This is a genomic window from Labrenzia sp. 5N (assembly GCF_012395805.1).
Classification (GTDB): domain Bacteria; phylum Pseudomonadota; class Alphaproteobacteria; order Rhizobiales; family Stappiaceae; genus Roseibium; species Roseibium algicola.
Map to the genome: position 1 here is coordinate 17716 of NZ_JAAZTM010000019.1, position 26076 is coordinate 43791.

At 58.2% G+C, this 26076-nt stretch carries 34 protein-coding genes; all 34 read left to right on the forward strand.

Features of this window, described 5'->3' with window-relative positions; translation table 11 throughout:
* Positions 1-25 precede the first annotated feature (25 nt).
* Positions 26-4225 (forward strand): DNA-directed RNA polymerase subunit beta', encoded by a 4200-nt coding sequence (gene rpoC / locus HEP89_RS19945; RefSeq protein WP_168692906.1) that lies wholly within the window; start codon positions 26-28, stop codon positions 4223-4225.
* Between the two features lie 78 nt (positions 4226-4303).
* Positions 4304-4597, forward strand: coding sequence for a hypothetical protein (locus HEP89_RS19950; RefSeq protein ID WP_023001587.1), 294 nt, complete (start codon positions 4304-4306; stop codon positions 4595-4597).
* A gap of 676 nt (positions 4598-5273) precedes the next feature.
* On the forward strand, positions 5274-5645 hold the full coding sequence (gene rpsL, locus HEP89_RS19955; protein ID WP_006936459.1) for a 30S ribosomal protein S12: 372 nt from the start codon (positions 5274-5276) through the stop codon (positions 5643-5645).
* Positions 5646-5657: 12 nt separating this feature from the next.
* Positions 5658-6128 (forward strand): 30S ribosomal protein S7, encoded by a 471-nt coding sequence (gene rpsG, locus HEP89_RS19960; protein WP_023001588.1) that lies wholly within the window; start codon positions 5658-5660, stop codon positions 6126-6128.
* Positions 6129-6153: 25 nt separating this feature from the next.
* On the forward strand, positions 6154-8229 hold the full coding sequence (gene fusA, locus HEP89_RS19965) for an elongation factor G (RefSeq protein ID WP_055654719.1): 2076 nt from the start codon (positions 6154-6156) through the stop codon (positions 8227-8229).
* A gap of 47 nt (positions 8230-8276) precedes the next feature.
* Positions 8277-9467: an elongation factor Tu gene (tuf, locus tag HEP89_RS19970; protein ID WP_006936456.1), complete on the forward strand. Its 1191-nt coding sequence runs from the start codon at positions 8277-8279 to the stop codon at positions 9465-9467.
* A gap of 73 nt (positions 9468-9540) precedes the next feature.
* On the forward strand, positions 9541-9849 hold the full coding sequence (rpsJ, locus tag HEP89_RS19975) for a 30S ribosomal protein S10 (RefSeq protein ID WP_006936455.1): 309 nt from the start codon (positions 9541-9543) through the stop codon (positions 9847-9849).
* A 23-nt stretch (positions 9850-9872) separates the two neighbouring features.
* On the forward strand, positions 9873-10583 hold the full coding sequence (gene rplC, locus HEP89_RS19980) for a 50S ribosomal protein L3 (RefSeq protein WP_031268311.1): 711 nt from the start codon (positions 9873-9875) through the stop codon (positions 10581-10583).
* On the forward strand, positions 10583-11203 hold the full coding sequence (rplD, locus tag HEP89_RS19985; RefSeq protein WP_055654717.1) for a 50S ribosomal protein L4: 621 nt from the start codon (positions 10583-10585) through the stop codon (positions 11201-11203). Before rplC ends, rplD begins: the two co-directional genes overlap by 1 nt.
* Positions 11200-11493, forward strand: a complete 294-nt coding sequence (locus tag HEP89_RS19990) for a 50S ribosomal protein L23 (RefSeq protein WP_006936452.1) — start codon at positions 11200-11202, stop codon at positions 11491-11493. The genes rplD and HEP89_RS19990 overlap by 4 nt, the downstream gene beginning before the upstream one ends.
* An 18-nt stretch (positions 11494-11511) precedes the next feature.
* The gene (gene rplB, locus HEP89_RS19995) at positions 11512-12342 is read left to right on the forward strand and encodes a 50S ribosomal protein L2 (protein WP_055654715.1); all 831 of its coding nucleotides are present in this window, start codon (positions 11512-11514) and stop codon (positions 12340-12342) included.
* Positions 12343-12354: 12 nt separating this feature from the next.
* Positions 12355-12633, forward strand: coding sequence for a 30S ribosomal protein S19 (rpsS, locus tag HEP89_RS20000; RefSeq protein ID WP_022998243.1), 279 nt, complete (start codon positions 12355-12357; stop codon positions 12631-12633).
* Positions 12634-12635: 2 nt separating this feature from the next.
* The gene (gene rplV, locus HEP89_RS20005) at positions 12636-13016 is read left to right on the forward strand and encodes a 50S ribosomal protein L22 (RefSeq protein WP_168692907.1); all 381 of its coding nucleotides are present in this window, start codon (positions 12636-12638) and stop codon (positions 13014-13016) included.
* A complete protein-coding gene (gene rpsC, locus HEP89_RS20010; protein ID WP_006936448.1) occupies positions 13016-13744 on the forward strand; it encodes a 30S ribosomal protein S3 in 729 nt (242 codons plus the stop codon). The genes rplV and rpsC overlap by 1 nt, the downstream gene beginning before the upstream one ends.
* Positions 13745-13791: 47 nt before the next feature.
* Entirely contained in the window at positions 13792-14205 is a 414-nt protein-coding gene (gene rplP, locus HEP89_RS20015) for a 50S ribosomal protein L16 (RefSeq protein ID WP_022998244.1), read from the forward strand.
* 21 nt (positions 14206-14226) lie between these two features.
* The gene (gene rpmC / locus HEP89_RS20020) at positions 14227-14427 is read left to right on the forward strand and encodes a 50S ribosomal protein L29 (protein ID WP_006936445.1); all 201 of its coding nucleotides are present in this window, start codon (positions 14227-14229) and stop codon (positions 14425-14427) included.
* A 10-nt stretch (positions 14428-14437) separates the two neighbouring features.
* A complete protein-coding gene (gene rpsQ / locus HEP89_RS20025) occupies positions 14438-14668 on the forward strand; it encodes a 30S ribosomal protein S17 (protein WP_022998245.1) in 231 nt (76 codons plus the stop codon).
* A gap of 69 nt (positions 14669-14737) precedes the next feature.
* Positions 14738-15106 carry a 50S ribosomal protein L14 gene (gene rplN / locus HEP89_RS20030; RefSeq protein WP_006936443.1) on the forward strand — a complete coding sequence of 123 codons (369 nt, stop codon included), beginning with the start codon at positions 14738-14740 and terminating at the stop codon, positions 15104-15106.
* A complete protein-coding gene (gene rplX, locus HEP89_RS20035) occupies positions 15106-15423 on the forward strand; it encodes a 50S ribosomal protein L24 (protein WP_006936441.1) in 318 nt (105 codons plus the stop codon). Before rplN ends, rplX begins: the two co-directional genes overlap by 1 nt.
* Entirely contained in the window at positions 15416-15973 is a 558-nt protein-coding gene (gene rplE / locus HEP89_RS20040; protein ID WP_022998246.1) for a 50S ribosomal protein L5, read from the forward strand. Before rplX ends, rplE begins: the two co-directional genes overlap by 8 nt.
* Before the next feature lie 21 nt (positions 15974-15994).
* A complete protein-coding gene (gene rpsN / locus HEP89_RS20045; RefSeq protein WP_006936439.1) occupies positions 15995-16300 on the forward strand; it encodes a 30S ribosomal protein S14 in 306 nt (101 codons plus the stop codon).
* Positions 16301-16312: 12 nt separating this feature from the next.
* Positions 16313-16711 (forward strand): 30S ribosomal protein S8, encoded by a 399-nt coding sequence (gene rpsH, locus HEP89_RS20050; protein WP_006936438.1) that lies wholly within the window; start codon positions 16313-16315, stop codon positions 16709-16711.
* A gap of 41 nt (positions 16712-16752) precedes the next feature.
* On the forward strand, positions 16753-17286 hold the full coding sequence (gene rplF / locus HEP89_RS20055) for a 50S ribosomal protein L6 (protein ID WP_022998247.1): 534 nt from the start codon (positions 16753-16755) through the stop codon (positions 17284-17286).
* Between the two features lie 12 nt (positions 17287-17298).
* Complete coding sequence (rplR, locus tag HEP89_RS20060; protein WP_022998248.1) at positions 17299-17661, forward strand: 50S ribosomal protein L18; 363 nt, start codon at positions 17299-17301, stop codon at positions 17659-17661.
* Positions 17662-17702: 41 nt separating this feature from the next.
* A complete protein-coding gene (gene rpsE / locus HEP89_RS20065) occupies positions 17703-18269 on the forward strand; it encodes a 30S ribosomal protein S5 (RefSeq protein ID WP_006936434.1) in 567 nt (188 codons plus the stop codon).
* Positions 18270-18310: 41 nt separating this feature from the next.
* On the forward strand, positions 18311-18508 hold the full coding sequence (gene rpmD / locus HEP89_RS20070; RefSeq protein WP_006936433.1) for a 50S ribosomal protein L30: 198 nt from the start codon (positions 18311-18313) through the stop codon (positions 18506-18508).
* 23 nt (positions 18509-18531) lie between these two features.
* The gene (gene rplO / locus HEP89_RS20075) at positions 18532-18999 is read left to right on the forward strand and encodes a 50S ribosomal protein L15 (RefSeq protein ID WP_077292683.1); all 468 of its coding nucleotides are present in this window, start codon (positions 18532-18534) and stop codon (positions 18997-18999) included.
* Between the two features lie 47 nt (positions 19000-19046).
* The gene (secY, locus tag HEP89_RS20080) at positions 19047-20378 is read left to right on the forward strand and encodes a preprotein translocase subunit SecY (protein ID WP_022998250.1); all 1332 of its coding nucleotides are present in this window, start codon (positions 19047-19049) and stop codon (positions 20376-20378) included.
* Complete coding sequence (locus HEP89_RS20085; protein ID WP_022998251.1) at positions 20375-20971, forward strand: adenylate kinase; 597 nt, start codon at positions 20375-20377, stop codon at positions 20969-20971. Before secY ends, HEP89_RS20085 begins: the two co-directional genes overlap by 4 nt.
* A 179-nt stretch (positions 20972-21150) precedes the next feature.
* A complete protein-coding gene (gene rpsM, locus HEP89_RS20090) occupies positions 21151-21519 on the forward strand; it encodes a 30S ribosomal protein S13 (RefSeq protein ID WP_031268319.1) in 369 nt (122 codons plus the stop codon).
* 71 nt (positions 21520-21590) lie between these two features.
* A complete protein-coding gene (gene rpsK / locus HEP89_RS20095; RefSeq protein WP_006936427.1) occupies positions 21591-21980 on the forward strand; it encodes a 30S ribosomal protein S11 in 390 nt (129 codons plus the stop codon).
* 90 nt (positions 21981-22070) lie between these two features.
* Complete coding sequence (locus tag HEP89_RS20100) at positions 22071-23093, forward strand: DNA-directed RNA polymerase subunit alpha (RefSeq protein ID WP_006936426.1); 1023 nt, start codon at positions 22071-22073, stop codon at positions 23091-23093.
* 81 nt (positions 23094-23174) lie between these two features.
* Entirely contained in the window at positions 23175-23600 is a 426-nt protein-coding gene (gene rplQ, locus HEP89_RS20105) for a 50S ribosomal protein L17 (protein ID WP_055654713.1), read from the forward strand.
* 261 nt (positions 23601-23861) lie between these two features.
* Complete coding sequence (locus HEP89_RS20110) at positions 23862-25964, forward strand: methyl-accepting chemotaxis protein (protein WP_168692908.1); 2103 nt, start codon at positions 23862-23864, stop codon at positions 25962-25964.
* Positions 25965-26076 lie beyond the last annotated feature (112 nt).

Genomic DNA, 26076 nt, shown 5'->3' on the forward strand with positions numbered 1-26076 from the left:
CACCGCGCATCGAAGGAGATGCATCATGAATCATGAGGTCATGAACCTGTTCAATCAGCAGGCTCCCGCACAGACCTTCGACAATATCCGGATTTCGCTTGCGAGCCCGGAAAAGATCTTGTCCTGGTCTTTCGGCGAAATCAAAAAGCCGGAGACCATTAACTACCGTACGTTCAAGCCTGAGCGCGACGGTCTGTTCTGCGCGCGCATCTTTGGCCCGATCAAGGACTACGAATGTCTTTGCGGCAAATACAAGCGCATGAAATACAAAGGCGTCATCTGCGAAAAGTGTGGCGTTGAAGTCACCCTGTCGCGGGTTCGCCGTGAGCGCATGGGCCACATCGAACTGGCTGCGCCTGTTGCGCACATCTGGTTCCTGAAGTCCCTGCCGAGCCGTATCGGCCTTCTGCTCGACATGACGTTGAAGGACCTGGAACGCGTTCTGTATTTCGAGAACTATGTTGTTCTCGAGCCGGGCCTGACCCCGCTCAAGCAGCACCAGCTTCTGTCGGAAGAAGACTTCATCGCCGCTCAGGACGAGTATGGCGAAGATGCCTTCACCGCCATGATCGGTGCCGAGGCGATCCGCGAGATCCTGATGAGCATGGATCTGGAACGCGAGAGCGAGAAGCTGCGTCAGGAGATCGCCGAGGCGACCACCGAACTGAAGCCGAAGAAGCTTGCCAAGCGCCTGAAGGTTATCGAAGCATTCATGGAATCGGGCAACCGCCCGGAGTGGATGATCATGACCGTGGTTCCGGTTATCCCGCCGGATCTGCGCCCGCTGGTACCGCTTGACGGTGGCCGTTTCGCGACGTCCGATCTGAACGATCTCTACCGCCGCGTGATCAACCGTAACAACCGTCTGCGCCGCCTGATGGAACTGCGTGCTCCGGATATCATCATCCGGAACGAAAAGCGCATGCTTCAGGAGTCCGTTGACGCCCTGTTCGACAACGGCCGCCGCGGCCGCGTCATCACCGGCGCCAACAAGCGTCCGCTGAAGTCGCTGTCCGACATGCTGAAGGGCAAGCAGGGCCGGTTCCGTCAGAACCTGCTCGGCAAGCGCGTCGACTATTCCGGCCGTTCGGTTATTACCATGGGTCCGGAACTGAAGCTGCACCAGTGCGGTTTGCCGAAGAAGATGGCGCTTGAGCTGTTCAAGCCGTTCATCTATTCGCGCCTCGACGCCAAGGGTTTCTCCTCGACCGTCAAGCAGGCCAAGAAGCTGGTTGAAAAGGAACGTCCGGAAGTCTGGGACATCCTCGACGAAGTCATCCGTGAGCACCCGGTTCTCCTGAACCGCGCGCCGACGCTGCACCGTCTTGGTATCCAGGCCTTCGAACCGACGCTGATCGAAGGCAAGGCCATCCAGCTGCACCCGCTCGTCTGCTCGGCCTTCAACGCCGACTTCGACGGTGACCAGATGGCTGTTCACGTACCGCTTTCGCTGGAAGCCCAGCTCGAAGCGCGTACGCTGATGATGTCGACCAACAACATTCTGCATCCGGCAAACGGTGGCCCGATCATCGTTCCTTCGCAGGATATCGTTCTGGGTCTCTACTATCTGTCCATCATGGCAGAAGGTGAGCCGGGCGAAGGCATGGTCTTCGGCAACACTGGTGAGATCCACCATGCGCTGGCCAACAAGGTCATCACGCTGCACACCAAGGTGAAGGGCCGGTATCGGTCCATCGATGCGGAAGGCAATCCGACTTCCGAAATCATCGAGACCACTCCGGGCCGCATGCTCATCGCGGAGCTTCTGCCGAAGCACCATGAAGTGCCGTTCGAGGTCTGCAACAAGCTGATGACCAAGAAGGACATCTCCAAGATGATCGACACGGTTTACCGTGCCTGCGGTCAGAAGGAGACGGTTATCTTCTGTGACCGGATCATGCAGCTTGGCTTCAAGAACGCCTGTAACGCCGGCATCTCCTTCGGCATGGACGACATGGTCATTCCGGACACCAAGCACAAGCTGGTGGCCGAAACCTCGTCGCTCGCGACCGAATACGAGCAGCAGTACAACGACGGTCTAATCACCCAGGGCGAAAAGTACAACAAGGTTGTCGATGCCTGGGCGAAATGTACCGACAAGATTGCTGACGAGATGATGGCCCGCATTAAGGCGGTCCAGATCGATGAGGAAACCGGTCGTCAGAAGCCGATGAACTCGGTCTACATGATGTCGCACTCCGGTGCTCGTGGTTCGCCACAGCAGATGAAGCAGCTGGCCGGCATGCGCGGCCTGATGGCCAAGCCGGACGGTTCCATCATCGAGAACCCGATCATCTCGAACTTCAAGGAAGGCCTGTCGGTTCTGGAGTACTTCAACTCCACCCACGGTGCCCGTAAGGGTCTGGCCGATACCGCTCTGAAGACCGCAAACTCCGGTTACCTGACCCGCCGTCTGGTGGACGTCGCCCAGGATTCCATCATCCTGGAACCGGATTGCGGATCCACGCGCGGCATCACCGTTGCTCCGATCGTCGATGCCGGTAACGTCATCGCTTCGCTCGGCATGCGCGTTCTGGGCCGTACGACTGCGGAAGATGTCTACAACAACCAGACCGGCGAACTGCTTGTCCCCAAGGGCACGCTGATCGACGAGAAGGATGTTGATGCCATCGAGGCTGCCAAGGTTCAGCAGATCAAGATCCGCTCGGTTCTTACCTGTGAAACCGAAACCGGCGTCTGCGCGACCTGCTATGGTCGTGACCTTGCTCGCGGTACGCCCGTGAACATGGGTGAAGCTGTCGGCGTCATCGCCGCACAGTCGATCGGTGAGCCTGGCACGCAGCTGACCATGCGTACCTTCCACATTGGTGGTACCGCACAGGTTGTCGACAGCTCGTTCATCGAGTCCAACGTCGACGGCACGATCAAGATCCGGAACCGTTCGGTCAATCGCGACAGCGACGGCAACCTGATTGCCATGGTTCGCAACATGTCCATCGTTGTCATCGACAGCGACGGCAACGAGCGTGCCGTGCATCGTGTGGCCTACGGTTCCAAGCTGCATGTCGATGAAGGCGATGCGGTCAAGCGCGGACAGCGGATTGCCGAGTGGGATCCGTATACCCGTCCGATGCTTGCTGAAGTCGATGGTATCGTGGACTTCGAGGATCTGGTCGATGGTGCGTCCGTTCAGGAAACGGCCGACGAAGCGACCGGCATCACCAAGCGTGTCGTCATTGACTGGCGTTCTTCGCAGCGTGGTCAGGATCTCAAGCCGGCTATCGTCGTCAAGGACGAAAAAGGCAGCATTTCCAAGACCGATCGTGGCTCCGATGCCCGTCTGATGCTTTCAGTTGACGCGGTTCTGTCCGTTCAGCCGGGAGCTTCGGTCAAGGCTGGTGACGTTCTGGCCCGTATCCCGCTGGAAAGCGCCAAGACAAAGGACATCACCGGTGGTCTGCCGCGTGTTGCGGAACTGTTCGAGGCTCGCCGTCCGAAGGATCATGCGATCATCGCCGAAATCGATGGTACGATCCGCTTCGGTCGCGATTACAAGAACAAGCGTCGCGTCATCATCGAGCCGGCGGAAGAAGGTGTCGAGCCCGTCGAATACCTCATCCCGAAAGGCAAGCACTTCCATCTTCAGGAAGGCGATGCCATTGAAAAGGGTGAGTACATCCTCGACGGCAACCCGGCTCCGCACGACATCCTGGCAGTTAAAGGCGTAGAGGCCCTTGCGGCTTACCTCGTCAATGAGATCCAGGAAGTCTACCGCCTGCAGGGCGTGACCATCAACGACAAGCACATTGAAGTGATTGTCCGCCAGATGCTGCAGAAGGTCGAGATCACCGATCCGGGCGATACGGAGTTCTTCTCCGGCGAACAGATCGACAAGATCGACTTCGAGGAAGCCAACCGCCGGGCGATCGACAATGCACGCGATCCTGCCAAGGGGGTGCCGGTTCTGCTCGGCATCACCAAGGCATCGCTGCAGACGCGTTCGTTCTTCTCCGCCGCCTCCTTCCAGGAGACGACCCGCGTCCTTACCGATGCGGCTGTCAACGGCAAGACCGACCCGCTGGTCGGCCTCAAGGAGAACGTCATCGTCGGCCGTCTGATCCCGGCCGGTACCGGTGGAGTGATGAAGCGGATCCGTCAGATCGCGACGCATCGCGACGACCTGATCCAGGAAGCGCAACGTCAGCAGTCTTCGGACAGTGCAGCGGAAGGCCTTCTGGAAGATATGACCGGTGCAGCCGAGTAATCGGTTTCCCGTCGAACTGTCGAAAGGCCGCCCTCGGGCGGCCTTTCTTGTATAATGAGGCAAAAGAGGCCTGATGATATGAACGACAATGAACTTGAACTGGACCCGGTGGTCTACATCGTCATTGGCAGGGTCTGGGAAAACGAAGACGCTTCGCCGGATGACGCCATCACCATTCACGCGCTGCTGACAGCGCCGGATGACGACGACGCGGTTCGCAAGACACTTGAATCTCTCTCTGCTCAGGGGTTTGCGGAAGCCGAGCTCGACCAGATCGGCGTGATGGATGGCGAACCGGATGATCCGGTTTACGAAGGTGCCTACCAGGACGCGCTTGCCGGAAACGTTGCGATCGTGACTTTCACGGCCTGAGGAGGCTGGAAGAACACTCGCCCGCAAATACCTGCCGTGCATCAGGCGCATATCGGCGGGTGAGGGGCTATGGCCGGCGAATCCGGAATGCGTTTATGGCGGGTCCGCCTGGAATCGGTCCCATGAATCAAGGGCCTGCGTTGCCCGATCACCTGGCAAACGCCACCGATCTGACCTGATTTGAGTCATTCCGGTTAGAGTTGATTCAGAATTCCGCCGGAATGCGGAATCCGCCAGCGCAATAATATTACCGAAAAGCTGCTGAAAACTATCGTTTGGCGCTGGTAAGTAGCGGAAATCATGTCGGAAATTCAGATGGCGGATCTGTAACCCGCACAAACGCTGTTTTTTCGACAAAGCACTTGACGCAATGGGTGCATATGAGTAGTTTCCGCGCATCCCAAGGGCAGGCGGTAAGTGCGAACCCGTCCAGCGCCACCAAGGCGCAGGACCCAGTCCTCTTAAACGCTGCCGGGTTATATAGGCGAATACGCGTCGATTGCATGACCGCGGGGTAACTCGTGGTCCTCTGGTTTTTCGCAGCGCCGGCCGCTCTTCATTGAGCGCGCGGGCGCGATTTTGCATGTCTTCACGGCTCAGGCCGAGGAGGGGTCAAGGTCAGCGGGGGACTGCAGTTGCATACGAATTTTTGGATGGACAAGGTAAAGGGCAAAGAATGCCGACCATCAACCAGTTGATCCGCAAGCCGCGGAAAGATCCGCCGAAGCGGAACAAGGTGCCGGCCATGGAGGCCTGCCCCCAGAAGCGTGGTGTTTGCACCCGCGTTTACACGACGACGCCGAAGAAGCCGAACTCGGCTCTGCGTAAGGTGGCCAAAATCCGCCTGACCAACGGCTTCGAAGTCATTGGCTACATCCCGGGTGAAGGTCACAACCTTCAGGAACACTCGGTGGTTATGATCCGCGGCGGTCGCGTAAAGGACTTGCCGGGTGTGCGCTACCACATCATCCGTGGTGTGCTCGATACCCAGGGCGTCAAGGATCGTAAGCAGCGCCGTTCGAAGTACGGCGCGAAGCGGCCGAAGTAAGGAGCACATCAGATGTCCCGTCGTCACCGCGCTGAAAAACGCGAAATTAACCCGGATCCGAAGTTCGGGGATATCGTCGTAACGAAGTTCATGAACTCCATCATGTACGACGGTAAGAAGTCGACTGCCGAGCGCATCGTTTACGGTGCTTTCGACGTCGTCGAAAACAAGACCCGCGAGAACCCGATTGAAGTGTTCCACGCTGCTCTTGAAAACGTCATGCCGCAAGTGGAAGTTCGCTCCCGCCGTGTTGGTGGTGCGACCTACCAGGTCCCGGTCGAGGTTCGTACCGACCGCCGTCAGGCGCTGGCAATTCGCTGGCTGATCACTGCGGCTCGCAATCGTAACGAAACCACGATGGTTGACCGTCTTTCCGGCGAGCTGCTCGATGCAGCAAACAACCGTGGTACCGCAGTCAAGAAGCGCGAAGACACGCACCGGATGGCAGACGCCAACCGCGCATTCTCGCACTATCGCTGGTAATTTGTGACTTCGAAGGGCTGACGCAATGGCGCGCACGCATAAAATCGAGGACTACCGCAACTTCGGCATCATGGCTCACATCGATGCTGGAAAGACCACTACGACTGAGCGGATCCTCTTCTACACTGGTAAGAGCCACAAGATCGGCGAAGTCCATGACGGCGCAGCCACCATGGACTGGATGGAGCAGGAGCAGGAGCGTGGCATCACGATCACCTCTGCTGCAACCACCGCTTTCTGGAAAGAAAAGCGCCTGAACATCATCGACACCCCGGGCCACGTTGACTTCACCATTGAAGTTGAACGTTCCCTGCGCGTGCTCGACGGCGCCGTCGCCCTTCTGGATGCAAACGCTGGCGTTGAGCCGCAGACTGAAACTGTTTGGCGTCAGGCCGACAAGTATCATGTCCCGCGGATGATCTTCGTCAACAAGATGGACAAGCTGGGCGCCGATTTCGATCGCTGCGTCAAGATGATCAAGGAACGCCTCGGCGCAACTCCGCTGGTCATGCAGCTTCCGGTTGGCGCTGAAAGCGAATTCGCTGGCTGTATCGACCTTCTGGAAATGAAGGCTCTGATCTGGCAGTCCGAAAACCTTGGCGCTGCCTGGGACGTTGTCGACATCCCGGCCGATCTCGTAGATCGCGCTCAGGAAGCTCGCGACGCTCTGATCGAGACTGTTGTCGAGGTCGACGAAGCTGTCATGGAAGCTTATCTGGAAGGCGAAGAGCCCTCCATCGAGACGCTCAAGAAGCTTATCCGTAAGGGTACGATCAGCACCGAATTCGTTCCGGTCTTCTGCGGTTCCGCGTTCAAGAACAAAGGCGTTCAGCCGCTTCTCGACGCAGTTGTCGACTACCTGCCGAGCCCGGTTGAAGTTCCGGACATCAAGGGTATCGACCCGAAGACCGAAAGCGAAATTATTCGCAAGTCTTCCGACGAAGAGCCGCTCGGCCTGCTGGCGTTCAAGATCGCCAATGACCCGTTTGTTGGTTCCCTGACGTTCTGCCGCATCTATTCCGGCGTTCTGAACAAGGGCGTGTCCCTGCTGAACACCGTGAAAGACAAGCGTGAGCGCGTCGGCCGGATGATGCAGATGCACTCCAACTCCCGCGAAGACATTGATGTAGCCTATGCAGGCGATATCGTTGCTATCGCAGGCCTGAAGGACACCACGACTGGCGACACCCTGTGTGATCCGCTGAAGCCGGTGATCCTGGAGCGCATGGAATTTCCGGAGCCGGTCATCGAGATCGCTGTCGAGCCGAAGACCAAGGGCGACCAGGAAAAGATGGGCCTTGCGCTCAACCGCCTGGCTGCTGAAGATCCGTCCTTCCGCGTCAAAACCGACGAAGAATCCGGTCAGACCATCATCGCCGGCATGGGCGAGCTGCACTTGGACATCATCGTCGACCGCATGAAGCGCGAATTCAAGGTCGAAGCCAACATCGGTGCGCCGCAGGTGGCTTACCGCGAAACCATCACCAAGGTTTCTGAAGTGGATTACACCCACAAGAAGCAGTCTGGTGGTTCCGGTCAGTTCGCTCGCGTCAAGCTGGTCATCGAGCCGGCCGAGCCGAACGAAGGCTACGTCTTCGAAAGCAAGATCGTCGGCGGGTCCATTCCGAAGGAATACATCCCGGGCGTTACCAAAGGTATCGAAAGCGTCATGTCTTCCGGTCCGCTGGCAGGCTTCCCTATGCTCGATATCAAGGCAACCCTGATCGATGGTGCCTACCACGACGTTGACTCCTCGGTTCTCGCCTTCGAAATCGCCGGCCGTGCCGGTTTCCGCGAAGGTATTGCAAAGGCCGGCCCGAAACTGCTCGAGCCGATCATGAAGGTCGAGGTTGTCACACCGGAAGACTACATGGGTGACGTGATTGGTGACCTGAACTCCCGCCGCGGCCAGATCGCGGGTACGGAGAACCGGGGCGTCGTTACTGTCATCACCGCAATGGTCCCGCTGGCCAACATGTTTGGTTACGTGAACAACCTGCGTTCCATGTCTCAGGGCCGCGCACAGTACTCGATGGTGTTCGATCACTACGAGCAGGTGCCGCAGGCTGTCGCCGAAGAGGTTCAGGCGAAATACGCCTGAGCCCATCCTCTTAACGTCAAGAAGAACTAGAGAAACGGAGTAATCCGATGGCGAAAGAAAAATTTGAGCGCAACAAGCCGCACGTTAACATTGGCACGATTGGCCACGTTGACCACGGCAAGACGACGCTGACCGCAGCAATCACCATGACGCTGGCTGAAACCGGCGGTGCGACTGCAAAAGCTTACGACGAAATCGACGGCGCGCCTGAAGAAAAGGCTCGCGGCATCACCATCTCCACGGCACACGTTGAGTATGAGACGGAAAACCGTCACTACGCACACGTCGATTGCCCTGGTCACGCCGACTACGTCAAGAACATGATCACCGGTGCAGCGCAGATGGACGGCGCGATCCTGGTCTGTTCTGCCGCTGACGGCCCGATGCCGCAGACCCGCGAACACATCCTCCTGGCTCGCCAGGTTGGTGTTCCGGCTCTGGTCGTGTTCATGAACAAGGTTGACCAGGTCGACGACGAAGAGCTTCTCGAGCTCGTCGAAATGGAAATCCGCGAACTGCTGTCTTCCTACGAATTCCCGGGCGACGACATTCCGATCGTCAAGGGTTCTGCGTTGGCAGCCGTTGAAAACCGCGATCCGGCCATCGGCCGCGATGCGATCCGTGAGCTGATGGCTCAGGTCGACGCGTACATCCCGACCCCGGAGCGTCCGAAGGACCTTCCGTTCCTGATGCCGATCGAAGACGTCTTCTCGATCTCCGGCCGTGGTACGGTTGTGACCGGTCGTGTTGAGCGTGGCATCGTGAAGGTTGGCGAAGAAGTCGAAATCGTCGGCATCAAGGACACGCAGAAGACCACGGTCACCGGCGTTGAAATGTTCCGCAAGCTGCTGGACAGCGGCGAAGCAGGCGACAACATCGGCGCGCTGATCCGCGGTATCGCACGTGAAGACGTTGAGCGTGGCCAGGTTCTTTGCAAGCCGGGTACTGTTACCCCGCACACGAAGTTCAAGGCTGAGGCTTACATCCTCACCAAGGAAGAAGGTGGTCGTCACACCCCGTTCTTCACCAACTACCGCCCGCAGTTCTACTTCCGTACGACGGACGTGACCGGTGTGGTGTCCCTGCCGGAAGGCACGGAAATGGTGATGCCGGGCGACAACGTCTCCGTCGAGGTTGAGCTGATCGTGCCGATCGCCATGGAAGAAGGCCTGCGCTTCGCTATCCGCGAAGGTGGCCGTACCGTCGGCGCTGGCGTCGTCGCATCCATCATCGAATAATCGACAGCCGGGCCTGCCGGTGACTTTCAAGTGAAACGCGGGCAGGCCCGCAGTCTTATTGGGAACAACAACAATGAACGGTCAGAATATCCGGATCCGCCTGAAGGCGTTTGACCACCGTATTCTCGACGCCTCCACCAAGGAGATCGTCAATACGGCCAAGCGGACCGGTGCTCAGGTACGGGGTCCCGTGCCGCTGCCGACGCGGATCGAGAAGTACACGGTGCTTCGCGGGCCGCATATCGATAAGAAAAGCCGCGATCAGTTCGAGATGCGTACGCATAAGCGCCTTCTCGATATCGTTGATCCGACGCCCCAGACGGTGGACGCGCTCATGAAGCTCGACCTCGCCGCTGGTGTCGACGTCGAGATCAAGCTCTAAGCCGGGTCGAAGGGGACACATCCATGCGTTCTGGAGTGATCGCTCAGAAAGTGGGCATGACCCGCATCTATAACGATGCAGGCGAGCATGTTCCGGTCACCGTTCTGCGGCTGGAAAATTGCCAGGTGGTTGCCCACCGCACTGACGAAAAAAATGGTTACACTGCGCTGCAGCTCGGTGCAGGTACCCGTAAAGTAAAGAATACGCCGAAGGCACTGCGTGGCCACTTTGCTGTTGCAAAGGTTGAGCCGAAGCGGACCGTGGCCGAATTCCGCGTTTCTGCGGAAAACCTGATCGACGTTGGCGCGGAACTGACCGCTGACCACTACGTCGAAGGCCAGTTTGTCGACGTGACCGGCACTTCTATCGGTAAGGGTTTTGCCGGTGCCATGAAGCGTCACAACTTCGGTGGTGGCCGTGCATCGCACGGTAACTCGATCTCGCACCGTTCGCACGGTTCTACCGGTCAGTGTCAGGACCCGGGCCGCGTGTTCAAGGGCAAGAAAATGGCCGGTCACATGGGTGATGCCCGCGTGACCACGCAGAACCTGAAGGTTGTGCGCACTGATGTTGAGCGTGGCCTGATCATGGTCGAGGGCTCTGTTCCGGGCGCCAAGGGCGGCTGGATCCTGGTCCGCGACGCGATCAAAAAGGCGCTGCCGGAAAACGTTCCGGTTCCGGGTGCTTTCAAAGCAACCGAAGCGACTGCGGCCGCCGGGAAGGAGAGTGAGTGATGGAACTCCAGGTCAAGACCCTCGAAGGTGGGGCGGCCGGTTCGATCACGGTGTCTGACGAGATCTTCGGTCTCGAGCCGCGCACCGATTTGATCCACCGTGTGGTGCGTTGGCAGCTGGCCAAGCGCCAGGCAGGTACCCACAAGGCACTGGGCCGTTCGGAAGTTTCCGGCACGACGAAGAAATTCGTCCGTCAGAAAGGTTCCGGCGGTGCACGTCACGGCAACAAGAAGGCCCCGCAGTTCCGCGGTGGTGGTAAGGCATTCGGCCCGATCGTTCGCGATCACAGCCATGACCTGCCGAAGAAGGTTCGCGCCCTCGGCCTGAAGCATGCCCTGTCGGCGAAAGCCAAGACAGACAGCATCGTTATTGTCGAAGACGCCAAGGCAGCCGAAGCAAAGACCAAGGCGCTCAAGGCACAGCTGACCAAGCTCGGCCTGACCAGCGCTCTGATCATTGACGGCGCCGAGGTCGATGCAAACTTCGCTCTGGCATCCCGCAACATTCCGCATCTGGATGTGCTGCCGGTTCAGGGCATCAACGTTTACGACATCCTGCGTGCCAACACCCTGGTGTTGACGAAGGCTGCGGTGTCCGCACTTGAGGAGCGCTTTAAATGAGCAAACTTCCTCACTACGACAAAATCGTCGGCCCGGTAATCACCGAAAAGTCGACGATGGCTTCCGAAGAGAACAAGGTTGTCTTCAAAGTTGCTAACGATGCAACGAAGCCGGAAATCAAGGCCGCAGTCGAAGCGCTGTTCGGTGTAAAGGTCACGGCAGTGAACACCCTGGTCCGCAAGGGCAAGGTCAAGCGCTTCCGCGGTCGCATCGGCCGTCAGTCCGACTACAAGAAGGCCGTCGTTACGCTGCAGGAAGGTCACGCAATCGACGTGACCACCGGGCTCTAAGACGGGGACTTAAGAAAAATGGCACTTAAGACATTCAACCCGACGTCCCCAGGCCGCCGTCAGCTGGTTCAAGTTGATCGCTCTGGTCTGTGGAAAGGCAAGCCGGTCAAGACCCTGACCGAAGGCCTGTCCAAGTCCGGTGGCCGCAACAACGCCGGCCGCCTGACGTCTCCGAACCGCGGTGGCGGTCACAAGCGGTCTTACCGTCTTGTCGACTTCAAGCGCCGTAAATGGGACGTTCCGGCAACGGTCGAGCGCCTTGAATACGATCCGAACCGGACCGCATTCATTGCACTCATCCGTTACGAAGACGGTGAACTGAGCTACATCCTGGCGCCGCAGCGCCTGGCTGCTGGCGATACCGTCATCGCCGGTGAATCCGTCGACGTGAAACCGGGCAATGCCGCGCCGCTGGCTCGCATTCCGGTTGGTACGATCGTGCACAATGTCGAGCTGAAGCCGGGCAAAGGCGCCCAGATCGCTCGTTCGGCAGGTGCGTTCGTTCAGATCGTCGGCCGCGACCAGGGCTACACCACGCTGCGCCTGATGTCTGGCGAGCAGCGCCGTGTGCTCGGAACCTGCATGGCTTCCATTGGCGCCGTGTCCAACCCGGACCACGCCAACGTTAACCTGGGTAAAGCAGGCCGTTCCCGCTGGCTTGGCATTCGTCCGCATACTCGCGGTGTTGCCATGAACCCGATCGACCACCCGCACGGTGGTGGTGAAGGCAGGACCTCCGGCGGTCGTCATCCGGTTACTCCTTGGGGTAAACCGACCAAAGGTAAGCGTACGCGGCGCAATAAGCAGACTGATAAGTTTATCGTCCGCAGCCGTCACGCGAAGAAGTAAAGGGCAAGGATCGTGGCACGTTCGATCTGGAAAGGTCCGTTTGTCGACGGGTATCTGCTGAAGAAAGCGGACAAGGTCCGTGAGTCCGGCCGGAACGAGGTCATCAAGACCTGGAGCCGCCGCTCTACCATCCTGCCGCAGTTCGTCGGCTTGACCTTCGGCGTCTATAACGGTCAAAAGCACGTTCCGGTGCTGGTGTCTGAGGAAATGATCGGTCACAAGTTCGGTGAGTTCTCGCCGAGCCGGACCTATTATGGACACGGCGCCGACAAGAAGGCGAAGAGGAAGTAACGATGGGCAAGCCGAAGCGTGAGCGGACGCTCGCTGACAATGAGGCCCGGGCAATGACCCGCATGCTGCGCGTTTCCCCGCGCAAGCTGAACCTCGTTGCGGCTTCGATCCGTGGCAAAAAAGTCGGTTCCGCGATCGCGGACCTGACATTCTCCCGCAAGCGCATTGCGCAGGACGTCAAGAAAACCTTGATGTCTGCCATTGCGAACGCGGAAAACAACCATGACCTGGACATCGACAACCTGGTGGTTGCTGAAGCACATGTCGGCAAGGCATTTGTGATCAAGCGGTTCCAGGCCCGTGCACGCGGTCATGTTGGCCGGATCGAGAAGCCGTTCTCGAACCTGACCATCGTCGTGCGCGAAGTTGAGGAGACTGCCTGATGGGACATAAGACAAACCCGATCGGCATGCGCCTCGGGATCAACCGCACCTGGGACAGCCGCTGGTACGCGAACAAGAACGAATACGGCGATCTTCTGCACGAAGATTTCCGCATCCGTGAGCTCCTGCTGAAGGAACTGAAGCAGGCTGCCGTGTCCAAGGTTGTTATCGAACGCCCGCACAAGAAGTGCCGCGTGTCCATTCACTCCGGTCGTCCGGGCGTGGTCATCGGTAAAAAGGGTGCCGATATCGAGCGTCTTCGCAAGAAGATCGCCGACATCACCAATTCCGAAGTGCATCTCAACATCGTTGAAGTGCGCAAGCCGGAAATCGACGCGACCCTGGTCGCCCAGTCGATTGCCCAGCAGCTGGAACGCCGCGTTGCTTTCCGTCGCGCCATGAAGCGGGCCGTTCAGTCCGCCATGCGTCTCGGTGCACAGGGCATCCGTATCAACTGCGGTGGCCGTCTCGGCGGTGCGGAAATTGCGCGTATCGAATGGTACCGCGAAGGCCGCGTCCCGCTTCACACGCTGCGTGCAGACATCGACTACGGTGTTGCAAGCGCTCACACGGCTTACGGCGTGTGCGGTGTGAAGGTCTGGATCTTCAAGGGTGAAATTCTGGAACACGATCCGATGGCGTCTGAGCGCCGTGCGACCGCTGCTTCCGAAGGCAACCAGGGTGATCGCGGCGGACGCCGGGATCGGGGCCGCGAGCGCGCAGCTTAATTCAAGCTGCCTGCCGCTCGTAACTTAAGAAAGACGAGAGAAGAACGATGCTGCAACCGAAGCGCACAAAGTTCCGCAAGCAGCACAAGGGCCGCATCCACGGCTTGTCGAAGGGAGGCACTGACCTCAACTTCGGCGCATTCGGTCTGAAGGCGATTGAGCCGGAGCGTGTTACGGCACGTCAGATCGAAGCGGCCCGCCGTGCTATGACCCGCCACATGAAGCGTGCGGGTCGTGTTTGGATCCGCATCTTCCCGGACGTCCCGGTTTCCTCGAAACCTGCTGAAGTCCGCATGGGTAAAGGTAAGGGTTCTCCGGATTACTGGGCTTGCCGTGTCAAGCCAGGCCGGATCATGTTCGAAATCGACGGTGTGCCGGAAGACATTGCGCGTGAAGCCATGCGTCTTGCTGCAGCCAAACTGCCGATCAAGTGCCGCTTCGTTCAGCGTATCGGCGAGTAGGGCAGGCGAGGAGTTAGAGCCATGAAGGCTACCGATGTACGGGCTAAGACCCTCGACGAGCTCCGCAGTGAGCTTGAAGGCCTGAAGAAAGAGCAGTTCAACCTGCGCTTCCAGCGGGCTACGGGTCAGCTTGAAAACACTGCGCGTGTCCGGCAGATCCGCCGTGATATCGCGCGTATCCAGACGATCATGCGCGAAAAGCGCGTGTCGGCGAACGCGTAAGGAGACGGCCATGCCGAAGCGTATCCTGCAGGGCACCGTTGTCAGCGACGCCAATGACAAGACGGTGACGGTGAATGTGGAGCGCCGCTTCACGCACCCGCTGCTGAAGAAGACTGTGCGCCGGACCAAGAAGTACCGCGCACACGACGAAACCAACCAGTACAAGGTTGGCGACATTGTTCAGATCGAAGAATGCGCGCCGATCTCTAAAAACAAACGTTGGACCGTGGTCGCTCAGTGACCGCGCTCCATTCAGTGAGCATCAGGCGCCCGTGACCCGAGCGCCATCAGAAGAACAAGGCAGCCAGTCATGATTCAGATGCAAACAAACCTCGACGTCGCGGATAATTCCGGCGCTCGTCGTGTCATGTGCATCAAAGTGCTCGGCGGCTCCAAGCGTAAATATGCCCAGGTAGGCGACATCATCGTCGTCTCCGTGAAAGAGGCAATTCCGCGGGGCCGCGTTAAGAAGGGCGACGTGATGAAGGCTGTCGTCGTGCGCACGGCAAAGGATATCCGCCGTCCCGATGGCAGCGTGATCCGGTTCGACCGCAATGCGGCCGTGCTGGTCAACAACAACAAGGAGCCGATCGGCACCCGTATCTTCGGACCGGTACCGCGTGAACTCCGTGCAAAGAACCATATGAAAATCATTTCGCTCGCGCCGGAGGTGCTCTGATGGCTGCGAAAATTAAAAAAGGCGACACGGTGGTTGTGCTGACCGGCCGTGACAAGGGTAAGTCCGGCGAAGTCATCCAGATGCTGCCGGCTGACAACAAGGCCCTGGTCCGCGGCATCAACATGGTTCGCCGCCACCAGAAGCAGACCCAGACGCAGGAAGCAGGCATCGTGGCCAAGGAGGCCCCGATTCACCTTTCCAACGTTGCACTGGCCGATCCGAAGGACGGCAAGGCGACCCGCGTCGGCTTCAAAGTGCAGGACGATGGCACCAAGGTCCGTGTGGCCAAGCGTTCGGGAGACCTGATCGATGGCTGAGACCACTAACGTGCCGCGTCTCAAGACGCATTATGACGAAGTTGTGCGCAAGCAGCTTCTGGAGAAGTTCCAGTACAAGAACGTCATGCAGGTTCCGCAGCTGGAAAAGATTGTCCTCAACGTCGGTGTCGGCGAAGCGGTCAGCGATTCCAAGAAGGCGCGTATCGCAGCTGACGACCTGGCACTGATTGCCGGTCAGAAGCCGGTGATCACCAAGGCGAAAAAGTCGATCGCAACCTTCAAGGTTCGCGAAGGCATGCCGCTTGGTGCAAAGGTTACCCTGCGCCGCCAGCAGATGTTCGAATTCCTGGACCGTCTGATCACCATCGCGCTGCCGCGCGTACGTGACTTCCGTGGTCTGAACCCGAAGAGCTTCGACGGTCGCGGCAACTACGCCATGGGTATCAAAGAACACATCGTGTTCCCGGAAATCGAGTACGACAAGGTCGACCAGATCTGGGGCATGGACGTGATCATCTGCACCACGGCGCCGAATGACGACGAAGCACGCGAGCTTCTGCGCGCGTTCAACTTCCCGTTCACGAAGTAACGGGCAAGGAAGGGATCGACGATGGCGAAGAAAAGCGCAATCGAGAAGAACAAGCGCCGCGAGAAGCTTGTAAAGAAATACGCTGAGAAGCGCGCTGCCCTGAAGGCACTGGCTAAAGATGAAAGCCTGTCCCTGGAAGAGCGGTACAACGCACGCCTGAAGCTGGCAAAATTGCCGCGGAATTCCGCGCCGAACCGCGTTCGCAATCGTTGCGAAGTGTCCGGCCGTCCGCGCGGTTTTTACCGCAAGCTGAAGATGTCGCGTATTGCGCTTCGTGAACTGGGCTCCCTGGGTAAGATCCCGGGCCTGGTCAAGTCGAGCTGGTAAGGAGAAACTCCGATGGCAATTTCTGATCCGTTGGGGGATATGCTGACCCGCATTCGCAACGCGCAGATGCGTCGCAAGAACAAGGTCAGTTCACCAAATTCCAAATTGCGCGCACATGTACTTGATGTGCTCGCAAAAGAGGGGTACATCCGTGGCTACACCACGGTTGAATACGAGGGCGGTAAGTCCGAGTTGGAAATCGAACTGAAGTATTTCGACGGTGAACCGGTTATCCGCACGATTGAACGTGTGTCCAAGCCGGGCCGCCGCGTGTACTCGTCGGTGAAAAACATCCCGCATGTCTCTAATGGCCTGGGCGTGTCGATCATTTCGACTCCGCGTGGTGTCATGAGCGACCATCAGGCGCGGGACGAAAACGTAGGTGGTGAGGTTCTTTGCCGCGTCTTCTGATGCGGCATCTTCACTTTTAAAACAACGACAAGGTTGGTCATATGTCTCGTATTGGCAAAAAGCCAGTCCCCGTGCCAAGCGGGGTAACGGCATCGATCGACGGTCAGACTGTTACGATCAAAGGCCCGAAAGGCGAAAAGTCTTTCGTGCTCAATGATCTTGTTCTGGCCGAAATGACGGATGATGGGATCAAAATCGATCCGTGCAACAGCTCCAAGCCGGCTCGCTCCATGTGGGGCATGAGCCGCACCATGGTCGCGAACCTGATCACTGGCGTAACCGAGGGCTTCAAGAAAGACCTCGCCATCACCGGTGTCGGTTATCGCGCTCAGGTCCAGGGCAAGAACCTTCAGCTGGCGCTCGGTTTCTCTCATGACGTTGTCTATCCGATCCCGGATGGTATCGATATCGTGTGCCCGAAACCCACGGAAATCAACATCACCGGTACCGACAAACAGCGCGTCGGTCAGGTTGCTGCTGAAATTCGTGAATTCCGCCCGCCGGAGCCCTACAAGGGCAAAGGCGTTCGTTATGCAGGCGAGTTCATCGTCCGCAAAGAAGGCAAGAAGAAGTAACGGACCCAGATCATGGCGAACAGCAAACAAGCTTTCGAGCGCCGCCGCGATCGCGTGCGCCGTTCGATTCAGAAAGCCGCGAACGGTCGTCCGCGCCTTTCTGTCTTCCGCTCGTCGAAGCAGATCTACGCCCAGATCATCGACGATGCGAAGGGACATACGATTGTCTCTGCTTCAACGATCGAAACAGATCTCAAGAGCAGCCTGAAAACGGGCGCCGACGTCGCTGCAGCCGCAGCCGTTGGCAAGCTTGTCGCCGAGCGTGCTGCTGCCGCTGGCGTAAAGCAGGTCGTGTTCGACCGTGGCGGGTACCAGTATCATGGGCGCGTAAAAGCGCTTGCTGATGCAGCCCGTGAAGGTGGACTTGAATTCTGACCAGCGCCCGTTGGCGCTCTTAAGAACGGAAGACGTATAATATGGCGAGACAAGAAAATCGCGATCGCGACGAGCGAGACAGCGAATTCGTCGACAAGCTCGTTCACATCAACCGCGTTGCGAAAGTGGTCAAGGGTGGCCGTCGTTTCGGCTTCGCAGCACTCGTTGTGGTTGGTGACCAGAAGGGCCGCGTCGGCTTCGGTCATGGCAAGGCGCGTGAAGTGCCGGAAGCCATCCGTAAGGCAACTGAAGCAGCAAAGCGCACGATGATCCGTGTACCGCTTCGCGAAGGCCGGACCCTCCACCACGATGTGGAAGGCCGTCACGGCGCTGGCAAGGTTCTGCTTCGTGCAGCTCCGGCCGGTACCGGAATCATCGCAGGCGGTCCGATGCGTGCCGTTTTCGAAACGCTCGGCGTCCAGGACGTTGTGGCCAAGTCTCTGGGGACTTCCAACCCCTACAACATGGTGCGTGCAACTTTTGCTGCGCTGACCAAGGAAGACAGCCCGCGTTCCGTCGCTGCCCGCCGTGGCCTGAAGGTCTCTGTGCTGCAGTCCCGCCGTCGTGACAACAACGATGAGGCGGCTTCGGCTGCCGCTGAGGCTTGACCTTAGCGGCTCCGGTCCCCAGCTGAGAGAGGGTATGTTCCATGGCGAACACCGAAAAGACTGTCACGGTCGAACAGATCGGCAGCCCGCTGCGCCGTCCTAAGGACCAGCGCGCGACGCTCGTCGGTCTCGGCCTGAACAAGATGCACCGCCGTTCCACACTGAAGGATACTCCTGAAGTGCGCGGCATGATCAATAAGGTCCAGCATCTCGTTCGCGTCGTCGAAGACAACGCGTAAGAACGGGGTGAGGAGAAACGAACATGAAGCTCAATGAACTTCGTGACAACGAAGGTGCCGTAAAAGACCGCATGCGTGTGGCTCGTGGCATCGGGTCCGGCAAGGGCAAGACTGGTGGCCGTGGTGTCAAAGGTCAGAAGTCCCGTTCCGGCGTTGCTATCAAAGGCTTTGAAGGCGGTCAGATGCCGCTTCACCGCCGTCTGCCGAAGCGCGGCTTCACGAACATTTTTGCCAAGGACTACAACACTGTGTCCGTTGGCCGTGTTCAGAAGGCGATTGATGCAGGCAAGCTGAATGCGTCCGAGACGGTTACCGTCGAAGCGCTGAAGGCAGCAGGCGTTGTCAAGCGGGTCCGTGACGGTGTGCGCATCGTTGCCAACGGTGAACTCACCACTGCAGTGACCTTTGAAGTTGCCGGTGCCTCCAAGGGCGCTATCGCAGCGATCGAAAAAGCAGGCGGCAAGGTTGCCGTTCTGGGAGCTCAGGCTTAACAGCCTGGGCTTCACCCATTTCTTGGGCAAGCATTCCGGAGTAGGGCATGGCATCGGCCGCCGAGCAACTGGCGTCAAATCTCAATTTCTCAGCTTTCGCCAAGGCTGAAGAACTCAAAAAGCGCATCTGGTTCACACTGGGGGCGCTTTTGGTTTATCGACTGGGCACTTACATTCCCTTGCCCGGCATCAATCCGGACGCCTTTGCGCAGGCCTTCAATCAGGCCCAGTCCGGCATCATCGGCATGTTCAACATGTTTGCCGGCGGTGCTGTCGAGCGCATGGCGATCTTCGCTCTCGGCATTATGCCGTATATTTCCGCCTCCATTATCATGCAGCTCATGACGACCGTCGTACCGACGCTCGAGCAGATGAAGAAGGAAGGCGAGCAGGGCCGCAAGGTCATCAACCAGTACACGCGCTACGGTACTGTAATCCTGGCGGCTTTCCAGGCTTACGGTATCGCAGTCGGTCTGGAAGGAGCGACCAATGTGGTCGCCGATCCGGGCTGGTTTTTCCGCGCATCAACTGTCCTGACGCTTGTCGGCGGTACCATGTTCCTGATGTGGCTCGGTGAGCAGATCACATCGCGCGGTATCGGTAACGGTATTTCGCTGATCATCTTTGCCGGCATTGTCGCCGGTCTGCCGGTCGCGCTGGTCAATGTGCTTGAACTCGGTCGCCAGGGCTCGATGTCGACGATCCTGATTCTCGGCATCCTGATACTGGCTGTTGTGGTGATCGCACTGATCGTGTTCATGGAACGGGCTCAGCGCAGACTGCTGATTCAGTATCCTAAGCGCCAGATGGGCAATCGCATGTTCGAGGGCAACACCTCGTTCCTGCCGCTCAAGCTCAATACTGCCGGTGTGATTCCGCCGATCTTCGCTTCTTCCCTCCTGCTGGTTCCTGCCACCATTGGCGGCTTCAGTCAGGGTTCGGGCAATGAGTGGCTGACGTATATCACTGCGGCGCTTGGTCACGGCCAGCCGTTATTCATGGTGTTCTACGCAGCGATGATCGTGTTCTTCTGTTTCTTCTATACCGCGATCGTTTTCAATCCGAGCGACACTGCGGACAACCTGAAGAAACACGGCGGTTTCATTCCCGGAATCCGTCCCGGCGAGCGTACAGCGCAGTATATCGACTACGTTCTGACGCGCATTACGGTGGTCGGTGCAATTTACATCACCGTCGTTTGTCTATTACCCGAATTCCTTATTTCGGCGACAGGCGTTCCGTTCTATTTCGGTGGCACCTCTTTGTTGATTGTCGTAAGCGTGACGATGGATACCGTGTCACAGATCCAGGGGCATTTGCTTGCGCACCAATATGAGGGTCTGGTGAAAAAAGCGAAATTAAGTGGGAGGCGTCGATGAGGCTTATTCTGGTTGGACCGCCAGGAGCGGGGAAGGGGACACAGGCCGCGCACCTCGTTGCGAAATACGCGATCCCGCAGCTCTCCACCGGAGACATGCTGCGGGCCGCAGTGGCCGCCCAGACCCCGGTAGGCGTTAAAGCCAAGGAAGTCATGGACGCAGGTGGGCTCGTGTCGGATGAGATCGTTGTCGGTATCATCCGCGACCGGATCGCCGAAGAAGATGCCAGGAACGGATTCATTCTTGATGGTTTTCCCCGCACGCTCGCCCAGGCCGAAGCGCTTGACGAGATGCTGGAAGCAAACAGCCTCAAGCTGAACGCTGTTATCGAACTGCGTGTTGACCAGTCGAAGCTGGTCGATCGGATCATCAAGCGCGCTGCTGATGCACAGGCTGCGGGTCAGCCGGTGCGCAAGGACGATGATCCGGAAGTCTTCAAGCAACGCCTTGAAGCCTACAACCGCGATACCGCAGTTGTTGTGCCGTATTACGAGAAGACAGGTCTTCTTTCCGTGATTGACGGCATGCAGTCCATTGATGAAGTGACGGCTTCAATAGATTCCGTTCTTCAAGGACTTGACGAAAAGGTTTAGAGCCGTTAAACGACCCGCTCTACCTTACAGTTAAGCCGGTTCCATGTAAGTGGGGCCGGCATTCTCTGTGCCGGGGTTACCCCGGCATTTTCGTACCCGCAAGGGCCGGACTCCACCGGACGCGGGCATTACAACCTGCGGCAAGACCATGGTCTCGCTGCGTAATCATGGAGACGAACGTGGCACGTATTGCTGGCGTTAACATCCCGACGAACAAGCGCGTTGTCATCGCGCTTCAGTATATTCACGGCATCGGCGCGAAGTTCGCGCAGGAAATCATCGAGAAGAACAACATCGATGCTGCCCGCCGTGTGAACGAGCTTTCCGACGCAGAAGTTCTGTCCATCCGCGAAACCATCGACCGCGATTACCTCGTTGAAGGTGACCTGCGTCGTGAGACCGCGATGAACATCAAGCGTCTGATGGACCTTGGCTGCTACCGCGGCCTGCGTCACCGTCGCGGCCTGCCGGTTCGCGGTCAGCGGACGCACACGAACGCACGTACCCGCAAGGGTCCGGCTAAACCGATCGCTGGTAAGAAGAAGTAATTACCCTGCCTCGATTGGTGGTGGAGCTGCCGGCATTACGGCAGTGACGAGATCAAAACAAGGATAAGAGAATGGCTAAAGACACGACGCGCGTGCGTCGCCGCGAACGCAAGAACATCTCTTCTGGCGTCGCGCATGTGAACTCCACGTTCAACAACACCATGATCACGATCACCGACGCACAGGGCAACGCGATCTCCTGGTCGTCCGCCGGTGCACTCGGTTTCAAAGGTTCCCGTAAGTCCACTCCGTATGCTGCCCAGGTTGCTGCGGAAGATGCTGCGAAAAAAGCTGCCGAGCACGGCATGCGCACCCTGGAAGTGGAAGTGCGCGGTCCGGGTTCCGGTCGTGAATCTGCTCTGCGTGCCCTGCAGGCCGCCGGTTTCCTGATCACGTCCATCCGTGACGTGACGCCGATTCCGCACAACGGCTGCCGTCCGCGCAAGCGTCGCCGCGTCTAAGGCTTCCCAGCTTTAGGTACTTGTTTCTCCAAATGGCAAAGAATGGCCTGGCGCTGATCCGCCGGGCGGGATAGCCGAAGGGACGAAAACGTGACCATTCAAAAAAACTGGCAAGAACTGATCAAGCCGACCAAACTCGAGATCAAGCCGGGTGAAGACCCGCGCTTCTTGGCAACCGTCGTTGCCGAGCCGCTCGAGCGTGGCTACGGTCTGACCCTTGGCAACGCGCTGCGCCGTATCCTGCTGTCTTCTCTGCAGGGTGCCGCCGTGACTGCCGTTCAGATCGATGGCGTTCTGCATGAGTTCTCGTCGATCCCGGGTGTCCGGGAAGATGTCACCGACATCGTGCTGAATATCAAGGAAATCGCCATCCGCATGGAAGGCGAGGGTCCCAAGCGCATGGTCGTGCGCAAACAGGGTCCGGGTGTTGTCACCGCCGGCGATATTCAGACTGTTGGCGACGTCGAGGTTCTCAATCCGGAACTGGTGCTCTGCACGCTGGATGAAGGCGCTGAAATCCGCATGGAATTCACCGTCAACACCGGCAAGGGCTACCATTCTTCCGATCGGAACCGTCCGGAAGATGCGCCGATTGGCCTGATCCCGGTCGACAGCCTCTACTCTCCGGTCAAGAAGGTCTCCTACAAGGTGGAAAACACCCGTGAAGGCCAGGTTCTTGACTATGACAAGCTGACCCTGACTGTCGAAACCGATGGTTCCGTCAAGCCGGAAGACGCCGTGGCATTCGCTGCACGCATTCTGCAGGATCAGCTCTCCATCTTCGTCAACTTCGAAGAGCCGCAGCGTGAAGTCGCCGAGGACAGCGTCCCGGAACTGGCTTTCAACCCTGCGCTTCTGAAGAAGGTCGACGAGCTGGAACTGTCTGTACGGTCTGCAAACTGCCTGAAGAACGACAATATCGTGTATATTGGCGATCTCATTCAGAAGACCGAAGCGGAAATGCTGCGGACCCCGAATTTCGGCCGCAAGTCGCTGAACGAAATCAAGGAAGTTCTCGCCCAGATGGGTCTCCATCTCGGCATGGAAGTTGCCAACTGGCCGCCTGAGAACATCGATGATCTCGCCAAGCGCTACGAAGACCATCAGTACTAAGGGCGTACGCGTCCTGTGAGGATCAACCGGGCAAGAGTTCAACGAGAAGAACTGACTGCCTGAAAGAAAAAGGAGAGGGCCATGCGCCACGGTAAATCCGGCCGCAAGCTCAACCGGACCTCTAGCCACCGTAAGGCTATGTTCGCGAACATGGCAGCGTCGCTGATCAAACACGAACAGATCGTAACGACCCTGCCGAAGGCTAAAGAAATGAAGCCGATCATCGACAAGCTCATCACCCTGGGCAAGCGCGGTGACCTGCATGCACGCCGCCAGGCCATTTCGCAGATTCGCGATGCGGCAATGGTTGCCAAGCTGTTCGAAACGCTCGGTGAGCGTTACAAGGACCGCAGCGGCGGTTACTCCCGCGTGCTGAAAGCCGGCTTCCGCTATGGCGACAACGCTCCGATGGCTGTTATCGAGCTGGTCGACCGTGATCCGGAAGCACGCGGTGCTGAAGACCGTGCTCGCGTTGAAGCTGAAGAAGCAGCTGAAAACGCAGCGTAAAAATTGCCTCAATGGCAATCGGGAAAGGCGGGCAGATTTGCCCGCCTTTTTTTGTTGTCTTGGTGACTGTCGGCCCAAATGTATTCGTTTCGAATAATGAGACCGCAATTATCAATGATTTAAGGAAAACTGCCTAGCTTCTAGCCATGCCTCCTGGACTAGTGGGAGAGGCTGGGGAGATTTACTGTGATAGCCAAAACGAATTCCGCTTCTAAGAAGAGGTCGCCTTCTCTTCGACTTTCTTTTGTTATTCCGGCTCTGATGATCGTGATTACAGTCGCCGCATGTGCGGCGGTGGGTGTCATCGGCTACATGACCGGTCGCGACGGATTGCAACAAGCGGCAGAAGCCGAACTTGGCATGGTCATCACAGCGCGTAACGCGCTCCTGCAGTCGCGCCTGCACGCAGCTGAATCCCAGATCGTGAACCTGGCGTCCAGCGTGTCGGATCCGTTGAGCAACCTTGGCAACGCGACCATGAACCTTGCCAAGGAAAAAGACGAAATTCTCGGCCTGTTCCAGGCGCCGCAGAGCCCTGAAGAACGTGCAGCGGTCACAGGCAAGGAACAGAAGACAATGTATGCCTGGCGCCACACCGAGGCGCACCCGGCCTTCTACAATGTCTGGAAGAACGGCGGCTTCGCAGATCTTTATCTGCTCGATAACGCCGGTCTCATTCTTTATTCGGTCACCAAGGGTGACGAATTCCTGTCCAAGCTTGGCGAAGGCAGTGTTGCCGAAGGGACCGGCCTGGAGATGGTCTACAATGCTGCCAAGGAGCTGGGTGAGGGGGAGATCGCTGCCAGTGTCTTTGCACCCTATACCCCTGCCGGCGGCGAGGGCTCTCTGTTCCTGGCATCGCCCGTGTTCATGAATTCGTTCGGTACGATCAGCCTCAGCGGTGTTGCGGTCATGCGGATCGATTCCGATTTCCTGAGTGAAGTTGTCGCGAACCGTGAAGACCTCGGGGAAACCGGTCAGGTTTACGTGATCAACCAGGACGGCCTCGCGCTCAGCGACATGCCGCTTGCAGGTGCGCCGACCGCGCTCAGCACCAGCGTTTCCAGCGGACCGGCGATTGAAGCTGCCGCCGGCACCGCTTCAGCCGGTATCGTTCAGGGGGCTGATGGCGTTGATGATCTTGTCGTTGCGCGTCCGCTAGCCTTCCAGGGGCAGAACTGGGCCATCGTTGCAGAGAAGAGCGTTGAAGAAACGCTGTCTGCCGTCATTCGCATGCGCGATCAGATGTTCCTCTGGTCGCTTGCAACAATTGCCGTTGCAGCCGTCATTGCCCTGTTCTTCTCCCAGTCGATCACCCGTCCTCTCACCACGCTTGTAGGGGCTCTCAACGCGATTGCCTCCGGTGATCTTGGCGCGGAGATCAAGGCAGCGAACCGCAAGGACGAAATCGGCGACATCGGCCGGGCCGTTCTTCAGATCCGTCAGAACGCGGCTGAAGAAAACGAGCGTCGTGCAGCCGAGGAAGCCGATGATGCAAGGCGCCAGGCCGAACAGCGTCAGGAGATGCTGGCAAGCCTTGCCGGCGACTTTGAAGCGACCGTCGGCACCGTCGTCGACAAGGTTGCCCATACCGCTGCAACCTTGCGCGAATCGGCGAACAAGATGCGCAGCATGACCGACATGGCAGGCGAAACATCTGCCAATGCGGCCACCATGTCGGAAGAAACTCTGGCCGAAGTGGAATCGATCGCAGCAGCTTCCGATCAGCTTTCCAGCTCGATCCAGGAAATCTCGACGCTGATCGAACGCTCTTCCAGCGTTGCTGCCGAAGCAACCAAACGTGCGGAAACGACCAACGATACGGTGCGCTCGCTTGCGGAAGCTGCCAACCGGATCGGCGAAGTCGTCACGTTGATTTCCGATATCGCCGACCAGACCAACCTTCTGGCCCTCAACGCCACCATCGAAGCCGCACGTGCCGGTGAAGCCGGCAAGGGCTTTGCGGTGGTTGCCTCCGAGGTCAAGGATCTTGCGTCCCAGACAGGCAAGGCAACCGGCGAAATCCAGCAGCAGATCGATGCCATCCGCGGGGCGACCGACGATGCGGTTGATGCCATCGGCGACATCCAGAAGACCATCGACGAGATTACAAAGTCGGTGAGCGAAGTTGCTGCAGCCGTTACCGAGCAGAGCTACGCGACGCAGGGCATTGCAGAGAACACTCAACGGGCCGCCGGTGGAACCTCCAAGGTTACCGAGGACATCCGCAACGTTTCTTCTCTGTCGAACGATACCAACATGGCTGCACAGAACTTCTCCGAAGAAGCAGCGGACATGGCATCGAAAGCTGAAGAACTGGATCACGAAGTGCGCAGCTTCCTTGCGCAGGTTCGTTCGGCCTGAAGTAAGCCTGCATGATGAAAAAGGGGCCGCCGGAAATCCGGCGGCCCCTTTTGTATTTGCCTCTTTTCCTCCCTATCTGCCATGTATCGCGATGGATATGAGAAGATTCGAA

Coding starts and splice junctions, on each gene's coding strand:
- rpmD (WP_006936433.1), top strand. CDS start 18,311: ATGGCGAACACCGAAAAGACTGTCACGGTCGAACAGATCGGCAGCCCG.
- rplX (WP_006936441.1), top strand. CDS start 15,106: ATGGCTGCGAAAATTAAAAAAGGCGACACGGTGGTTGTGCTGACCGGC.
- tuf (WP_006936456.1), top strand. CDS start 8,277: ATGGCGAAAGAAAAATTTGAGCGCAACAAGCCGCACGTTAACATTGGC.
- rpsK (WP_006936427.1), top strand. CDS start 21,591: ATGGCTAAAGACACGACGCGCGTGCGTCGCCGCGAACGCAAGAACATC.
- rplV (WP_168692907.1), top strand. CDS start 12,636: ATGGGCAAGCCGAAGCGTGAGCGGACGCTCGCTGACAATGAGGCCCGG.
- rpsE (WP_006936434.1), top strand. CDS start 17,703: ATGGCGAGACAAGAAAATCGCGATCGCGACGAGCGAGACAGCGAATTC.
- fusA (WP_055654719.1), top strand. CDS start 6,154: ATGGCGCGCACGCATAAAATCGAGGACTACCGCAACTTCGGCATCATG.
- rplC (WP_031268311.1), top strand. CDS start 9,873: ATGCGTTCTGGAGTGATCGCTCAGAAAGTGGGCATGACCCGCATCTAT.
- rpsC (WP_006936448.1), top strand. CDS start 13,016: ATGGGACATAAGACAAACCCGATCGGCATGCGCCTCGGGATCAACCGC.
- rpsJ (WP_006936455.1), top strand. CDS start 9,541: ATGAACGGTCAGAATATCCGGATCCGCCTGAAGGCGTTTGACCACCGT.
- HEP89_RS20110 (WP_168692908.1), top strand. CDS start 23,862: ATGATCGTGATTACAGTCGCCGCATGTGCGGCGGTGGGTGTCATCGGC.
- rplD (WP_055654717.1), top strand. CDS start 10,583: ATGGAACTCCAGGTCAAGACCCTCGAAGGTGGGGCGGCCGGTTCGATC.
- rplF (WP_022998247.1), top strand. CDS start 16,753: ATGTCTCGTATTGGCAAAAAGCCAGTCCCCGTGCCAAGCGGGGTAACG.
- HEP89_RS19990 (WP_006936452.1), top strand. CDS start 11,200: ATGAGCAAACTTCCTCACTACGACAAAATCGTCGGCCCGGTAATCACC.
- secY (WP_022998250.1), top strand. CDS start 19,047: ATGGCATCGGCCGCCGAGCAACTGGCGTCAAATCTCAATTTCTCAGCT.
- rplB (WP_055654715.1), top strand. CDS start 11,512: ATGGCACTTAAGACATTCAACCCGACGTCCCCAGGCCGCCGTCAGCTG.
- HEP89_RS20085 (WP_022998251.1), top strand. CDS start 20,375: ATGAGGCTTATTCTGGTTGGACCGCCAGGAGCGGGGAAGGGGACACAG.
- rpsQ (WP_022998245.1), top strand. CDS start 14,438: ATGCCGAAGCGTATCCTGCAGGGCACCGTTGTCAGCGACGCCAATGAC.
- rpsL (WP_006936459.1), top strand. CDS start 5,274: ATGCCGACCATCAACCAGTTGATCCGCAAGCCGCGGAAAGATCCGCCG.
- rplP (WP_022998244.1), top strand. CDS start 13,792: ATGCTGCAACCGAAGCGCACAAAGTTCCGCAAGCAGCACAAGGGCCGC.
- rplR (WP_022998248.1), top strand. CDS start 17,299: ATGGCGAACAGCAAACAAGCTTTCGAGCGCCGCCGCGATCGCGTGCGC.
- rpsN (WP_006936439.1), top strand. CDS start 15,995: ATGGCGAAGAAAAGCGCAATCGAGAAGAACAAGCGCCGCGAGAAGCTT.
- rpsH (WP_006936438.1), top strand. CDS start 16,313: ATGGCAATTTCTGATCCGTTGGGGGATATGCTGACCCGCATTCGCAAC.
- rplQ (WP_055654713.1), top strand. CDS start 23,175: ATGCGCCACGGTAAATCCGGCCGCAAGCTCAACCGGACCTCTAGCCAC.
- rplE (WP_022998246.1), top strand. CDS start 15,416: ATGGCTGAGACCACTAACGTGCCGCGTCTCAAGACGCATTATGACGAA.
- rpoC (WP_168692906.1), top strand. CDS start 26: ATGAATCATGAGGTCATGAACCTGTTCAATCAGCAGGCTCCCGCACAG.
- rpsG (WP_023001588.1), top strand. CDS start 5,658: ATGTCCCGTCGTCACCGCGCTGAAAAACGCGAAATTAACCCGGATCCG.
- rpmC (WP_006936445.1), top strand. CDS start 14,227: ATGAAGGCTACCGATGTACGGGCTAAGACCCTCGACGAGCTCCGCAGT.
- HEP89_RS19950 (WP_023001587.1), top strand. CDS start 4,304: ATGAACGACAATGAACTTGAACTGGACCCGGTGGTCTACATCGTCATT.
- rplN (WP_006936443.1), top strand. CDS start 14,738: ATGATTCAGATGCAAACAAACCTCGACGTCGCGGATAATTCCGGCGCT.
- rplO (WP_077292683.1), top strand. CDS start 18,532: ATGAAGCTCAATGAACTTCGTGACAACGAAGGTGCCGTAAAAGACCGC.